The 15279-nt window shown below is 59.2% G+C and carries 14 protein-coding genes; 1 reads left to right on the plus strand and 13 read right to left on the minus strand.

What is annotated here, in order from left to right; translation table 11 throughout:
• Positions 1-163 precede the first annotated feature (163 nt).
• The gene (locus AC2FLD_RS06660; RefSeq protein ID WP_496668053.1) at positions 164-937 is read left to right on the plus strand and encodes a DeoR/GlpR family DNA-binding transcription regulator; all 774 of its coding nucleotides are present in this window, start codon (positions 164-166) and stop codon (positions 935-937) included.
• A 4-nt stretch (positions 938-941) separates the two neighbouring features.
• On the opposite strand, the gene AC2FLD_RS06665 is transcribed toward AC2FLD_RS06660, so the two are convergent.
• The 13 genes from AC2FLD_RS06665 to hutI form a co-directional block, all read right to left on the minus strand.
• Complete coding sequence (locus AC2FLD_RS06665) at positions 942-1697, minus strand: methyltransferase domain-containing protein (RefSeq protein WP_496668054.1); 756 nt, start codon at positions 1695-1697, stop codon at positions 942-944.
• Complete coding sequence (locus AC2FLD_RS06670; protein WP_496668055.1) at positions 1694-2314, minus strand: pimeloyl-ACP methyl esterase BioG family protein; 621 nt, start codon at positions 2312-2314, stop codon at positions 1694-1696. The genes AC2FLD_RS06665 and AC2FLD_RS06670 overlap by 4 nt, the downstream gene beginning before the upstream one ends.
• A complete protein-coding gene (gene bioA / locus AC2FLD_RS06675; RefSeq protein WP_496668056.1) occupies positions 2311-3597 on the minus strand; it encodes an adenosylmethionine--8-amino-7-oxononanoate transaminase in 1287 nt (428 codons plus the stop codon). The genes AC2FLD_RS06670 and bioA overlap by 4 nt, the downstream gene beginning before the upstream one ends.
• On the minus strand, positions 3594-4214 hold the full coding sequence (gene bioD, locus AC2FLD_RS06680; RefSeq protein WP_496668057.1) for a dethiobiotin synthase: 621 nt from the start codon (positions 4212-4214) through the stop codon (positions 3594-3596). The genes bioA and bioD overlap by 4 nt, the downstream gene beginning before the upstream one ends.
• Positions 4211-5344 carry an 8-amino-7-oxononanoate synthase gene (locus AC2FLD_RS06685; RefSeq protein ID WP_496668058.1) on the minus strand — a complete coding sequence of 378 codons (1134 nt, stop codon included), beginning with the start codon at positions 5342-5344 and terminating at the stop codon, positions 4211-4213. The genes bioD and AC2FLD_RS06685 overlap by 4 nt, the downstream gene beginning before the upstream one ends.
• Positions 5341-6321, minus strand: coding sequence for a biotin synthase BioB (gene bioB / locus AC2FLD_RS06690; RefSeq protein WP_496668059.1), 981 nt, complete (start codon positions 6319-6321; stop codon positions 5341-5343). The genes AC2FLD_RS06685 and bioB overlap by 4 nt, the downstream gene beginning before the upstream one ends.
• 114 nt (positions 6322-6435) lie before the next feature.
• Entirely contained in the window at positions 6436-7284 is an 849-nt protein-coding gene (nadC, locus tag AC2FLD_RS06695; RefSeq protein ID WP_496668060.1) for a carboxylating nicotinate-nucleotide diphosphorylase, read from the minus strand.
• Positions 7281-8849 (minus strand): L-aspartate oxidase, encoded by a 1569-nt coding sequence (locus AC2FLD_RS06700; protein WP_496668061.1) that lies wholly within the window; start codon positions 8847-8849, stop codon positions 7281-7283. The genes nadC and AC2FLD_RS06700 overlap by 4 nt, the downstream gene beginning before the upstream one ends.
• 6 nt (positions 8850-8855) lie before the next feature.
• Positions 8856-9905 carry a quinolinate synthase NadA gene (nadA, locus tag AC2FLD_RS06705; RefSeq protein WP_496668062.1) on the minus strand — a complete coding sequence of 350 codons (1050 nt, stop codon included), beginning with the start codon at positions 9903-9905 and terminating at the stop codon, positions 8856-8858.
• A gap of 143 nt (positions 9906-10048) precedes the next feature.
• A complete protein-coding gene (gene hutU / locus AC2FLD_RS06710; RefSeq protein WP_496668063.1) occupies positions 10049-11731 on the minus strand; it encodes a urocanate hydratase in 1683 nt (560 codons plus the stop codon).
• The gene (gene hutG, locus AC2FLD_RS06715) at positions 11728-12534 is read right to left on the minus strand and encodes an N-formylglutamate deformylase (RefSeq protein WP_496668064.1); all 807 of its coding nucleotides are present in this window, start codon (positions 12532-12534) and stop codon (positions 11728-11730) included. Before hutG ends, hutU begins: the two co-directional genes overlap by 4 nt.
• Complete coding sequence (gene hutH, locus AC2FLD_RS06720; RefSeq protein ID WP_496668065.1) at positions 12531-14069, minus strand: histidine ammonia-lyase; 1539 nt, start codon at positions 14067-14069, stop codon at positions 12531-12533. Before hutH ends, hutG begins: the two co-directional genes overlap by 4 nt.
• Complete coding sequence (gene hutI / locus AC2FLD_RS06725) at positions 14066-15274, minus strand: imidazolonepropionase (RefSeq protein ID WP_496668066.1); 1209 nt, start codon at positions 15272-15274, stop codon at positions 14066-14068. Before hutI ends, hutH begins: the two co-directional genes overlap by 4 nt.
• Positions 15275-15279: the final 5 nt, after the last annotated feature.

Raw genomic sequence — 15279 nt, forward strand, 5'->3', positions numbered from 1 at the left:
GACCATCACACTGTGGGGTTTTGTGTCAATAAAAACCAAGTAAAGCCACATCGATTTAAGGAAAAGTACATTCTCCGAGGATAAATTTGGCTGAATGTTGCTTTATGTGGGCGTTGTGGTATCTCTGAGCCTCCCGTATGACGGGTTTGTCAGAGCGGAAAACATGAACCTTAAGACCACCAACCAACGAGAAGAAGAGATCCTGCGTGCGCTGTTTCGCGCGGGTGGATCCTGTCGCGTGAGCGTTCTGGCGAATGAGTTGGGCGTGACCCTTGAAACCATTCGGCGCAATGTGCGCAATCTAGAAGAGCGCGGTATTGTTCGAAAAGTACATGGGGGTGTCCACCTTTTGGAGGACATCCTGGAGCCTTCACTGGAAAGCCGTCTGGACAAGAAAGTCGACGCAAAAGAGAAACTGGCCAAAGCGGTGGCCGAAGTCATCAGCGACGGGGACTCGGTCTTTCTGGATGTTGGTTCGACCACTGCCTATGTGGCTCAGGCGCTGTGTGATCATAGCAAATTATTTGTAGTGACAAATTCGGTTTTTGTTGCTCAGACTTTGGCATCCCGGAACAACAACAGGGTGTTCATGGCAGGCGGTGAGCTGCGTTCTCATGACGGCGGCGCGTTTGGTGTTGAAGCGCAAGACCTTATCAAACGCCTGAACGTCCGGTTCGCAGTTCTGTCGGTTGGGGCAGTCAATGCCGAGTCCGGCTTTATGCTGCATGACCTGCAAGAAGCCAATCTGGCGCATATCGCTGCTCAGAACGCGCAGGTTCGCATCGTGGTAGCTGACGGGGAAAAGCTGGGTAAGCGGGCACCGGTCACTCTGGACTCAGCCAGACAGATCAATCTGTTCTTCACGGACACCCAACCGTCAGAAGATATTCGCCAGATGCTGTTGGCAAACGAAATCGATCTCGTCGTCGCCGAATAGGCGCTTATTGTTTTTGGGCAATGATCCAAACTGGGTGATAGGTTAAAGACACCCCGTTGGCTGTTCCAAAGTTATGCACATAGTCTTCTTCGAACCGGGCCAGAGTCGACTTGGTCCATGCCCCCTGCGCGCGCCCGTTCACACCGGTTCTGCGCAGGTATTTCAAAACGTCCCTCGGCGTTCTGAAATAAGATGGCCGGATGCGTTCCCCAGCGGCCAGAACCCGCATTGACCCTTCAATGGCCGCGACAAGATTGTCTGCCCCGCAAAGGCCCGGCGCGTGAGCTGTTGATCCGATGCTTATCAGTTCTTTGTATTGCTGGGGCCCAAATCCTGATATGGCCAGCCAACCACCCGGGGCCAGCGCATCGATCGCTTGCTGCAACAAACCGATCGGGTCTTCCATCCATTGGATCATCGAGGCTGAAGCGATCAGATCGATCTGATCGGGCCATTGGACCATGCGCACATCGCCTGCGATAAATGCGACGGCTTCGACATCTGCCGTTGCTTGAGCTTGCGGTGCGATGTCGTTCAGAATGAGGTCGGGCAGGTCGAAATTTTGCCGCAGCATTCGGGTGAGATGCCCTGTGCCACACCCCATTTCAAACGTTGTGTGAAACTGGCCCGGTGCACCCGCACGGCGCAGTTCAGAAACCAGTTTATCGGCAACCCACGCCTGCTGGCTGGCTGTGTCGTGATAGGTGTCAAAGCTTCTGCTAAAGCTGCGCTGGACCTTATCTGCCAATTGCGCCGTCATGACACCCACTCCGCCCAGTTTTGCCCTGACCTGAAGGGTACATGGGGCCCTGCAACACGCTTGATCGAGGCCGAGGTCGCCGCCCAGGCAGCCTCTTGCGCGTTCGTTGGAATGATACGGTCACGCTCGGGTATCCACACCAAGTCAAAGCCCGGGTCCGGGGCCGACCCGCGCTGGATCACCTCGTGAAGCTCTTTTTGCGCCGCTGCGACGTCTAGTTCTGGTGGTTCAACGGGCAACCCCGCGCGGCTGCAGAACTTGGCAAAGCTGGAGGTCGTCAGCTGATCCGCCGTGCTCCGAATCGTATCGGGTGCAATGCCCCGGTCCGGGCACGCCGGATGCAGGGTACCGCTGACGGCAACCAGCCGGTCGGGGCGAAACTGTGTATGGGCCAGCCAATGCGCGGCAGATGCGACGCCAAAGGAAAACGCAAGCATGTCGACGCAGTCGAACTGCCCCAGCTCGGGCAAAGGATCATCAAGCTGAGTAAAGTCATCAACAAGCAGGACAGACCCACCACCGGTCAGGTCATGAAACGGTGTAGCACCCAGCGCCCAACCCCCAAATACAAGGGTCAGCTTGCCATCGTCTGATTGCGCCAGCCACCTGTGTCTCATTCCTGCCCCCCGGCCAGCGCGACCATCGCGCTTGTGACCTGGCTGAGCTCGTCAGGTGAGATGATGTAAGGGGGCATACAATAAATGTTGCGTGCAAAGGGGCGCAACCACACTCCGGTCTTTGGCGCCAGCCGATGGGCGACAGAAGGATCAACAGTATCCTTCATTTCAATAACGCCAATGGCACCAAGGACCCGGACATCCGCCACGCCGGGCAAACCGCGGGCTGGCTCCAGCTCTGTCCGCATCTGGTTTTCAATGGCAGCCACCTGGCGCTCCCAATTTCCCTCACCCAGCAAGCTCAGGCTGGCTGAACCCGCGACGCAGGCCAGAGGGTTGGCCATATAAGTCGGGCCGTGCATGAACACGCCCGCCTCGCTGTTGCCGATGCCATTAGCCACCTGCTCGCTGGTTACGGTTGCAGCGAACGAGATGTGCCCCCCGGTCAGAGCCTTACCCAAACACAGAATATCTGGCGTGACGTCAGCATGATCGATTGCAAACAGCTTGCCAGTTCGACCAAACCCGGTGGCGATTTCGTCGAAAATGATCAGCACATTATGCGCATCACACAACGCTCGCGCCGCGCGCAGCCATTGAGGGTGATAGAAATACATACCTCCTGTACCCTGAACCACGGGCTCAAGGATCAGGGCCGCAAGTTGGTCGCCCTTCTCGGCAAGCAGCCGTTCCAGCGGCTCCAACCCGTTCTGGCCTGAATCTACTGGCCATTCGTCACCCAACCGCACTTGGGGGCGCGGCAGGAAGTGCTGGATCGACAAGGCCCCACGGAACAGTCCGTGCATACCCGTGACTGGGTCGCAGACGCTCATCGCCTTCCATGTGTCGCCGTGATAGCCGCCCCGAATGGTGGCAAACTCGAACTTGTCGGTGCGGCCATGGGCCATTTGGTACTGCACCGCCATCTTCATCGACACCTCGACCGAGACCGAGCCACTGTCGCAGTAGAAAATGCGATCCAAACCTTCGGGCAGCATGTCGACCATCCTGCGTCCCAGATTTATGGCCGGGTGATGTGTCAGCCCCCCGAACATCACATGAGGCATCTTTTCCAGCTGGTCCTGCATCGCGGATGTGATTGCGGGATGTTTGTGGCCATGGATTGCACACCACCATGAGGACATGGCATCGATCATCTTCGCGCCGTCTTCCCGGTACAGAAAGACGCCTTCGGCCCGGTCGATCAGGTGCATCGCGCCGGGATTGGCCACGTTGGTATAGGGGTGCCACAGGTGGCGGGCGTCAAACTCCAGCGGGGTCACAGGAACCTCCGAATGGTGGCCATATCTATTTCTGAAAAGGCATCTTTCAGGGTCTGCTGTGTCAGTTCGTTTAGAACAGGAAGCCGTCCAAGGTGACGGGTATTGCTCATCTCAACGATGGTTTGCTCGACATCCGGCTCTGGCTCACCGACAAAGGCAACACCCACGACCTCACATCCCGCGCCGCGCAGGGCCATCAGAGACAATGTGGTGTGGTTGATCGTTCCAAGCGCCGTGCGAGCGACCAGTACAACCGGGGCCTGCCATTGGGCGATTAGGTCCAGGTAATAGCTTTGGCGGTTCAGCGGCACCATCAGGCCCCCTGCCCCCTCAACGACCAGCGGCCCGTCAACTTGGGGCAAAACAAGTCGCGACAGATCAATTTCAACGCCCATGTCTTCCGCAGACAGATGGGGTGAGGCAGGCATGTTCAGGCGATACGCCTCGGGCAAAACGTCCGCACCGGACAAGATACGGACGGTTTCGGTGTCTGTCGCATCCTCCAGACCCGACTGAACGGGCTTCCAATACCGGGCATTCAAAGCTGCGGTCAGGCCAGCGGAAAAAACGGTTTTTCCGACGCCCGTGTCCGTTCCGACAACGATAAGCGCGCTCATGCGGCCTCCGATTGATGGCTGGCGATGGTTGCAAACAAGGCCGAAATGTCCTGAAGGCTGACATTCCCGGTGATTGAGACGCGCAGGCGGGATGTTCCCTTGGGAACGGTGGGCGGTCGAATGCCCCGGATGTCAAATCCCTGCTGCTGCAAAGCAGAGGCCATCGCCATCGTTCGGGCTTCGTCCCCCAAAATGACAGGGATGATTTGGCTGCTCAGGGTCGAATCCGGCAGTCCTGTTTGCCGGGCCACGTGATGAGCATGATACAGACGTTCATGCGCAGCAGCGACCAATTGAGTGTTGGCCGCCAATTCCCGCAGAGCTGCCCGCACCAGAGCGGCGTTCAAGGGTGATGGCGCGGTTGCGAAGATAAAGGGCCGCGCTCGGTTGATCAGCGTATCGATCATCACACGCGAACCACAGATCAAACCGCCCGAAACGCCCAGACCCTTACCGCATGTGTGCAGGGTCAGAACATCCGTGTTCAGATCATGCGCCAGACCCTTGCCGCTTGCGCCAAAAACGCCTGTGGCGTGCGCCTCGTCCACGACCAGAACGGCGTCAGAGTCGCGCGCCAAGGACGCAAGGTCCTCTAGCGGCGCAAGATCGCCTTCCATGGAATAGACGCTTTCCACTGCAATCCAGATTTGGCCCGCCCCACCCGTTGCCCGCCACTCGGCCAAAACCTTGCGCGCATCTTCAACGTCATTGTGGCGGAAGGCGCGCAGATCCGCGCGGCTGGAACGCATCCCTTCATGGGCGCTGGCATGGACCAGTGCGTCATAGAGCACCAGATCTCCGGCGGCAGGCAGGGTTGAAAAGATCGACTGATTGGCCTGGAACCCTCCACCCATGAAAAGCGCGGCTTCAGACCCGAAGAATGCGGCGGCTTCCTGTTCCAGTGCCTCATGCTCGGGGTGATTGCCGCGCAGCAAGCGCGAGCCGCCCGAACCAACCGGCACACCGCGCGCCAAGGCGGCCTGTGCTGCATCTTGCAACAGTTTTGATCCGGCCAAACCCAGATAATCGTTCGACGCAAAATCCAGCCCGCGCGCAGGGATCAAAGCCCGGCGACGGTGCCGGGTTTCAAGCGCATCAAGCATGGAGTTCAGCCGATCGACTGCTTTCATTCGGCAGCTTCCGTGCGATTATGTTCTTCAGCCGTTTCAGCCTGAAGCCCGAGCTTGGCAAACAGGATCGAGTCGGTGTCTTCTTCGGGGTTTTCTGCCGTCAGAAGCGTTTCACCGACAAAGATCGAGTTCGCACCAGCGAAGAAGCACATTGCCTGCATCTCGTCGCTCATGTCGCTGCGTCCGGCAGACAGGCGAACATAGGATTTGGGCATCAGAATACGGGCGGTTGCAATGATCCGCACAAAGTCGATGGGATCGATCGGTTCTGCTTTGGCCAGTGGTGTGTCCGCCTGCGGCATCAGCATGTTGATCGGCACAGAATCCGGCGGCGGGGTCATGTTCACCAGGGTCAGCAACATGTCGATACGGTCGCCGGTATGTTCACCCATCCCCAGGATACCACCCGAGCACACCTTTATACCTGCTTCCTGCACCCGGTTCATTGTGTCGATCCGATCCGAGAATGTACGGGTGGTGATCACTTCGGAATAATAACGCTCTGAGGTATCGATATTGTGGTTGTAATAGTCCAGCCCGGCGTCGCGCAGTTGGACGACCTGAGTGTCGTCCAGCATGCCCAGGGTCATGCAGGATTCCATGCCCATCGCTTTGACGCCTTCGACCATGGCAACCAGAGCAGGCATGTCGCGCGATTTGGGCTCTCGCCATGCGGCCCCCATGCAAAACCGGGTTGCGCCGCCATCCTTGGCCTTCTTGGCCTCAGCCAGAACGCGCTGAACCTCGATCAGTTTCGACGCCGGAAGTGTTGATCCGTTGCGGGCCGATTGCGAGCAATAGGCGCAGTCCTCGGCACAACCACCGGTCTTGATCGAAAGGAGTTTCGATGTCTGGACCTTATTGGGGTCAAAGTTTTCGCGGTGCACGGTTTGTGCCCGAAACAGAAGATCCATCAAGGGAAGATCATGAACAGCTTGCGCAGACTTTCGGGTCCAGCCGGAATGAGGGATGATCATTTTATCTATAAAACTTCCTGCAGCTTGCGTTGCGGCAGATTTATTATCAATAAAATTGAATTGCGCAAGCGTGTTGGCGCAAACGATCCCAATTCAAGCGGAAATGCCGCGCCCTTAGAAGTCGAGACCCAGATCAACAGTACGCGCCGAATGCGTCAGCGCACCGGACGAAATATAATCCACGCCGGTTTCAGCGATGGACGCTACGCGCTCTAAGGTCACGTTGCCGCTGGCTTCGGTTTTCATCTGACCATCCACCATTGCGACAGCTTCGCGCAGCATTTCGTTGTTCATATTGTCCAGCAACACGACAGAGGCACCGCCAACCTTGAGCACCTCGGCCAACTGGTCCAGACGGTCGACTTCAATCTCGACCGCCATCATGTGGCTGGCCTGGGCCTTTGCGGCCTCCAATACCTGAGGAACCCCACCCGCTGCAGCGATGTGATTGTCCTTGATCAGGATCGCGTCGGACAGGGAATAGCGGTGATTGAACCCACCGCCATGCAAAACGGCCTGCTTTTCTACGATACGCAGGCCAGGCGTGGTCTTGCGTGTGCAGGTTACTCGGGCTCTTGTGCCTTTGGTCTGCTCATTAAATGCCGCAGTCATCGTTGCAATACCAGTCAGGCGACCGGCAAAGTTCAACGCGACCCGCTCACCCGACAGGATCGAGGCGGCAGATCCCTTGATTGTCATCAGCGTATCACTCCGGCAGCAGCGTGCGCCGTCTTTGACCAGCACCTCGACCTCAAGCGTAGGGTCCACAAGTCGGAATGCGATTTCGGCGACCTGCATCCCGGACACAACAGCATCTTCGCGCGAGTTCAGCCGGGCCGTATACGTGGTGTCCTGCGGGATCACTGTCCGGGTGGTAACATCACCGTAACTTCCTAAATCCTCCATCAGCGCCGCGCGGATCACAGGTTCAAGGATCAGATCTGGCAGGGTTGCAAAAGTCATGTCAGTTCCTTGCAGGCTTCGGCCCGAATGCTCAGGGCCTCAGAGAGATACATCTTGGACCGTTCGCCGGGTCCATCACCGGTTTCCGGGAAGTCAGAGCGTTCATGCGCTCCGCGGCTTTCTTCGCGCTGCAAGGCAGCGGCGGCAATCAGCGTTGCGGTCGCGCACATGTTTCTGAACGTGGGGCAATTGCCGTGGCGGGCCTCCAACTCGGCAATGGTTTGCAATGCACGGCTCAGCCCAGAACGCTCGCGGACGACGCCGACATCGCGTGTCATGGAATTGCGCAACTCCTGAATCGCTTGCGCCGTATCGGGTGCGTTGCCCGGAGCAAACCGCAAGTCTACCTCGCTGACATTTGTACCTGCAGGCAGCGACTCTGCTATGCTTTCGGCACAGATGCGGGCAAAGACCAATGCTTCGAGCAGCCCATTCGATGCCAGACGGTTGGCCCCGTGCAGACCCGTGGAAGACGCCTCACCACAGACCCACAACCCGTCCAGAGTCGCCCGACCATCCGTATCCGTGGCGATCCCGCCCATGTGATAATGGGCCGCCGGGGCGACTGGGATCGGGTCGTTGGCCGGGTCAATGCCGTTGCGCGCGCAAGAGGCTGCGACCGCAGGAAACAGCTCATGGATCCGTGTACCCAAAGCGTCGCGTGTGTCCAGTATGGGTCGATTGCCCGCCTGCACTTCGTCAAAGATCGCGCGCGCAACAACATCTCGCGGGGCCAGTTCGGCGTCTGGATGAATGGCCTGCATGAACCGTTCGCCTCGCTTGTTGACCAGAAACGCCCCTTCCCCACGCAGCGCTTCGGTGGCCAAGGGCGCCGGGTCCTCGCCCACGTCCATAGCTGTTGGATGGAACTGAACGAATTCAGCGTCAGCAATCAGCGCCCCGGCGCGTGCAGCCATGCCAATGACTTGCCCCCGGATTCGCTCTGGGTTGGTCGTCAGCGCGTATAGCCCGCCAGAGCCGCCGCCCGCCAGCAACACCGCTGGTCCACGTAATGTAACGTGCGCAGTGCCGGTCTGTGTTGCGTCTTGCAGCACAACCCCTGACACAATGCCCTCGTCCATGCCCAAAGCCACGGCAAGGACGCCTTCTAATACCTGAACCGAAGGCGTCTCACGCACGCGCTCGATCAGGGCAGCCATGATCTCGCTGCCTGCCTGATCCCCTTTTACACGGACGACACGGGCGAAACTGTGTGCGGCCTCCCGCGAAAGAACGTAACCGCCATCTTCGGTACGGTCGAACGGCGTGCCGATCTCGGTCAGGTCAAGGATGTATTCGCGCGCTTCGCGGGTGACCAAGTCTGCCACATCAGGCTCGACGGTGCCTGCCCCTGCATTGACCGTGTCCAAAGCATGGCTTTCAGGACTATCGGCCAGGTCCATCGCCGCTGCAACCCCGCCCTGCGCCCAAACCGAACTTGCGCCTTCCCCCAACGGGTCGGGCGAGATCACCACCACAGGCCGCGGCGCCAGTTTCAGCGCTGCGTAAAGCGCACCGATTCCGGCCCCAACGATAATGACCCGATCCGTGGTGATGTCCGTCATTTCAGGTCAGATGCCAAGCTTGCGGGACAGATCGATCATGGCCTGAACGGATTTACGTGCCTTTTTCGCCACGTCTTCTGCAACCTCGACCTGACCATCCATCGTGTGCAGAGCGTAGAGGATCTTTTCCAGCGTGATCTTCTTCATGTACGGGCACATGTTGCAGGGGCCCACGAAATCGACCTCGGGCAGCTCATCCGCAATGTTCGACGCCATCGAACACTCGGTAATCAGCATCGCCTTTTCAGGCTTCTCGTTATGCACATAGTTGATGATGCCGCTGGTCGAACCGGAATAATCTGCCTCGGCCACAACATCCGGTGGACATTCGGGGTGGGCAATCAACCGCGTGCCGGGGTTCCATTCACGGAAATCGCGCAAATCCTGAGCCGTATATTGCTCGTGCACGATGCAGGACCCGGGCCAAAAAACCACGTTCTTGTTGCTTTGGTTTGCGACGTTTTGGGCAAGATACTGATCCGGCGTCATGATAACCGTGTCGCTTTCCATCGCGTTCACGATCTGAAGCGCGTTCGACGACGTGCAGCAAATATCCGATGCTGCTTTGACCTCGGCGGTTGTATTGACATATGTGACAACCGGCGCGCCGGGATATTTGGCGCGCATCTCATCAATCCCGTCCGCAGTGATCGATTCTGCCAGCGAACAGCCCGCCTCCATATCCGGCATCAAAACAGTCTTTTGCGGGCTCAGGATCTTCGATGTCTCAGCCATGAAATGCACACCGGCCTGGACGATCACATCCTCTTCGACTTCACTGGCCTTAATCGCCAGTTGCAGACTGTCTCCAACGAAATCGGACACACCGTGATAGATTTCGGGCGTCATGTAATTGTGCCCAAGGATCACGGCGTTACGCTCTTTCTTGAGCGCGTTGATGGCCCGCACATAGGGCGCGTAGATCGCCCAATCCGGGGGGCTGATCACACGATCCATGCGGGCAAACGTGTCTTTCATCTCATTGGCCAGCGTGGCCGATGGGGTGAGGTCGTAGACGTCCGAAAGAACCGAGCGGACATGTGTAATATCGAGCAACGGGCGAGCCACCTTTGTCAGTTGTCGTTAGCCTTGCGGGCTGCTTAACGGCTTAGCCCTAGCCGAAAGACACCCGGTTCGAAACCGGAAATTTCAACGTTAGCGCTAAGCCACGCCGACAAATTCAAAGATGAATGAGCAAATCAGCCCAGAATACCCGGCAGACGCAGCCCATGCTCGCGTGCACAGGCCTTGGCATCCTCATACCCGGCATCCGCGTGACGCCACACCCCCGAGGCCGGGTCGTTCCAGAGAACCCGCTCCAGCCGCTTGGCCGCTTCGTCAGTGCCGTCGGCGCAAATGACAACACCTGCATGCTGAGAGAAGCCCATGCCAACGCCGCCGCCATGATGCAGCGAAACCCATGTTGCACCGGAGGCGGTATTGACCAGAGCGTTCAACAAGGGCCAATCGCTGACAGCGTCAGAGCCGTCTTGCATCGCCTCGGTTTCACGGTTTGGCGAAGCGACGGAACCGCTGTCCAAGTGGTCTCGGCCGATGACTACGGGCGCTTTCAGCTCACCGTTGCGGACCATTTCGTTAAAAGCCAGACCAGCTCGGTGACGGTCACCCAATCCGATCCAGCAGATGCGGGCGGGCAGGCCTTGGAAGGCGATACGCTCCCGCGCCATATCCAGCCAATTGTGCAGATGGGTGTTCTCGGGGAACAGTTCCTTCATCTTGGCGTCCGTCTTGTAGATATCCTCGGGGTCACCCGACAGCGCACACCAGCGGAACGGGCCGATGCCACGGCAGAACAGAGGACGGATATAGGCAGGTACGAAGCCGGGGAAAGCGAAAGCGTTTCCCAGCCCCTCATCCTGAGCCACCTGACGGATGTTATTGCCGTAATCCAGCGTTGGAACATCGGCGTTCCAAAAGTCGACCATCGCGGCCACGTGTTGCTTCATTGAGGCGCGGGCCGCCTTTTCGACCGCTTTAGGATTGCTTTCCCGCTTGTCCTTCCACTGCGCCATGGTCCAGCCCAGCGGCAAATACCCGTTGACCGGATCATGGGCGCTGGTTTGGTCGGTAACGATGTCGGGGCGCATCCCGCCCGCTTGCATCCGCCGGTAGACCTCAGGGAAGATTTCGGCCGCATTGCCCAGCAGGCCGACCGATTTGGCTTCGCCCGCCTTGGTCCAACGGTCGATCATCTCAAGCGCTTCGTCCAGTGTCTCGGCCTTTTCGTCCAGGTATTTGGTACGCAGGCGAAAATCGATGCTGTCGGGGTTGCATTCCACCGCCAGACAGCAGGCCCCGGCGAAGACAGCCGCCAAAGGCTGCGCGCCACCCATGCCGCCCAAGCCGCCGGTCAGGATCCATTTACCGGTCAGGTCGCCGCCATAGTGTTGACGCCCGGCCTCGGCAAAGGTCTCATAGGTTCCCTGCACAATGCCCTGCGTGCCAATATAGATCCACGAGCCAGCGGTCATCTGGCCGTACATCATCAGACCCTTCTTATCGAGTTCGTTAAAGTGATCCCAATTGGCCCAATGCGGTACGAGGTTTGAGTTGGCGATCAGCACACGCGGCGCATCCGTATGGGTACGGACGATGGCCACCGGCTTGCCGGACTGCACAACCAGCGTTTCATCCTCTTCCAGATCCTTGAGGCTGGCGACAATGGTGTCGAAATCGTTCCACGTCCGCGCAGCGCGCCCGATGCCGCCATAGACCACCAGCTCATGCGGGTTTTCGGCTACGTCGGGGTGCAGGTTGTTCATCAGCATCCGCAGCGGCGCTTCGGTCATCCAGCTTTTGGCGTTCAACTCCGGTCCTGTGGGCGGATAGATGTCACGGGTGTTCTTGCGGGGGTCGGTCATCGGGGTCCTCCGGTGAGCTGAGGGGCCAGCGCGGCCAGGCTGTTGAGTATGGCTTTGAGATAAGAGCGCAGACGATCGGCCTTGCCTGTATCAAAGGTCCAGGGTGCGGTCTCGGCGCTCAGATAGGTGGATTGTGCCAGTTCCATCTGGATTGCATGAAGGCCGTCAGCCGGACGGCCATAATGGCGTGTAGTCCAGCCGCCCTTGAAGCGGCCATTGAGTACGGTGCTGTAGCCCGCCGCTGCATCACAAATGCCCAGGACAGCTTTCTCGACCCGCGCGTCACAGGTTGCGCCAAGATTGGTGCCAATGTTGAAGTCTGGCAGCACCCCGTCGAACAGGAACGGGATGTGGCTGCGGATCGAGTGGCAGTCATACAGAATAGCAAACCCATGCAGCGTCTTCACGCGCGTCAGTTCAGCCGAAAGAGCGGCGTGGTAAGGCACGTGGAAAGCTGCGCGCCGTGCGTTAATTTCGCCCACGGACGGGAGCTGTGCCCAGATATCCTGTCCGTCAAAATCCGTCAGCGGCACCAGCGTCGTGGTGTTCTGGCCGGGATAAAGCGACACGCCGGACGGGTCGCGGTTGGCGTCGATCACATAGCGGTGGAAAGTGGCCCGAACCGTGGTGGCACCGGGCAGCAACCCGTTATAGAGTGTGTGGATGTGCCAATCGGTGTCATCCAGTCCCCGGCCCCGGTCATTCAACTGGGACGCGATCTTGGGCGGCACATAGGTGCCGGTATGCGGCAGGCCCAGGACGATGGGACTGTCTCCGCGGGTGATCTCAACCGCATCAGTCACGCGCCAAGCTCCGGCATGTCGACGCCCGTGCCATGGGCAATCTCGCCGTTGGCGATCAGGGCTGACGCTGCTTCGATGTCCGGCGCGGTATAGCGGTCATCACCCAGGGGCGGTACCACTACGCGCAGCCGCGCCATCACGCCCTGCAAGACCTCGCTGGTGGGCAGCGGCGCGCGGAATTCGACCCCTTGCGTGGCACAGAGCAGCTCGACACCCAGAATGCGCTCCAGATTTGTGACCATCTGCCCCAATCGACGTGCGCCATGTGCAGCCATGCTGACATGGTCTTCCTGATTAGCCGATGTGGGTGTGCTATCCGTCACGCAGGGATTGGCCAGGTGCTTGTTCTCGCTCATCAGTGCTGCCGTTGTAACTTCGGCAATCATCAGCCCCGAGTTCAGCCCGGGATTGGGCGTCAGGAAGGGTGGCAGATCAAAACTGAGCGCCGGGTCAACGATCAGAGCAATGCGGCGTTGGGCAATTGCCCCGATCTCGGCCAGCGCCAGTGCAATCATGTCGGCGGCAAAGCCCACCGGTTCCGCATGGAAGTTGCCGCCCGAGACGATCAGCCCGGCCTCGGGCAGAACAAGCGGGTTGTCGGTGGCGGCATTGGCTTCGATCTCGAGGGTCGTAGCCGCCTGCCGAAGCACATCCATCGCGGCACCAACAACCTGCGGCTGGCAGCGAATGCAATAGGGATCCTGCACCCTGGTATCGCCTTCGCGATGGCTTTCACGGATCACCGAGCCGGCCAGAATGGCACGCATGGTGGACCCTGCCTCGATTTGACCGCGATGGCCGCGCAGCGTATGGATTTCCGGCTGCAATGGCGCAGTCGAGCCCATGATGGCATCTGTGGTCAGTGCTGATGTGACCAGCGCACTCTGCGCGGCCTGCCATGCTCCGAACAGACCCGCCAGCGCAAATGCCGTCGAGAACTGGGTGCCGTTGATCAGCGCCAGACCTTCCTTGGGGCCCAGCTCGATGGGCGTCAGACCTGCCGCCGCCAAGGCCTGATCGCCGGGTATTACAGTACCGCCGAACTCGGCTTCACCGGCCCCCATCATCACAGCGGCCATATGCGACAGCGGTGCCAGATCCCCTGAAGCCCCGACAGAGCCCTGCGCCGGGATCACCGGGGTCACACCCTTGTCCAGCATATCCTCCAGCAGGACGATCAGTTCCATCCGTACGCCGGATGCGCCGCGCCCGAGGCTGAGCAGTTTCAGCACCATCATCAGCCGTGCGATCGCGCGCGGAATTGCAGGACCCACGCCGCAACAATGAGACAGGATCAGGTTACGTTGCAGGGTCGCGGTATCCTCAGCCGCGATCTTGACGCTGGCCAGTTTGCCAAAACCGGTGTTGACCCCGTAAACCGCCGCCTCACCCGCGGCTGCATCGGCGATGCGCGCATGGGCGGCCTCGATACCGGACCGGCAAGCCGGCTCCAGCCGCACCGGAGATTCTTCGCGGTAAACCTGTTCCAGCTGTGCCAGAGAGACTTCACCTGGAGTAAGCGTCAGGGTGGTCAAGTTGTGTCTCCAATAATGCGGGTGTGAAGCGGGTTAAAGCCAATGCGATAGGCCAGCTCGGCCGGATGGGTTACATTCCAGACAGCCAGATCAACGCGCAGGCCGGGGATAATGCCGCCACAATCCGTCAAGCCCAATGCGCGGGCCGCATGGATGGTTACGCCCTGCAGTGCTTCTTCGGGCGTCATGCGGAACAGGGTGCACCCCATGTTCATGGTCAGCAGCAGCGAGGTCACAGGGGCCGACCCCGGGTTGCAATCGGTGGCCAGCGCCATCGGCACCTTATGCTGACGCAGCAAATCAATAGGCGGGGCTTGGGTCTCGCGCAGGGTATAAAAGGCTCCGGGCAGGATCACGCCCACGGTGCCAGCCTCGGCCATAGCCTTCACGCCATCTTCATCGAGGTATTCGATGTGATCCGCCGAAAGAGCGCCATAAGAGGCGGCAAGTTTTGCCCCCCCCAGATTGGACAACTGCTCGGCATGGCATTTGATCGGCAAGCCAAGCTCTTTCGCCACGTCAAACAGCGGCACCAGCTGGTCCGGCAGGAACGCGATCCCTTCGCAAAACGCATCAACCGCATCCACCAAACCTTCCCGGTGCGCCGCGCGCAGGGTTGGGATACAGACCTCGGCGATGTAAGCTTCGGGCCGGTCTTTGTACTCGACCGGAACCGCATGGGCGCCCAGAAAACTGGTCACAACCCGCACCGGGCGATGATCGGCCAAGGCCCGAGCGGCGCGCAGCATGTTCAGCTCAGTTTCACGATCCAACCCGTATCCCGATTTGACCTCGATCACCGAGACACCTTCGGCCAGCATTGCATCCACACGGGGCAGCGCCTGTGCAATCAGATCGTCAACTTCAGCCTCTCGTGTGGCCTTCACCGTCGAGATGATCCCGCCGCCTGCTCTTGCAACCTCTTCATAGCTGGCTCCGTTCAGGCGCATCTCGAATTCTACGGCGCGGTGACCGCCATGCACAACATGGGTGTGGCAGTCAATCAGCGCAGGCGTCACCAGACGACCTTCGCAAGACGTGCGCGGCAACGCCGCATATGCGTCTGGAACGTCAGACTGACACCCAACCCAGACGATCCGCGCACCCTGTACGGCAATCGCCGCATCCTCGATCAATCCATATGCGCCTTCACCGGTCATGGTGGCGGCATGCAGATCGGTGAACAGCTGATCGCGAACTTGCATTCGAA

The sequence above is a fragment of the Ruegeria sp. CDSA021 genome (assembly GCF_059612325.1).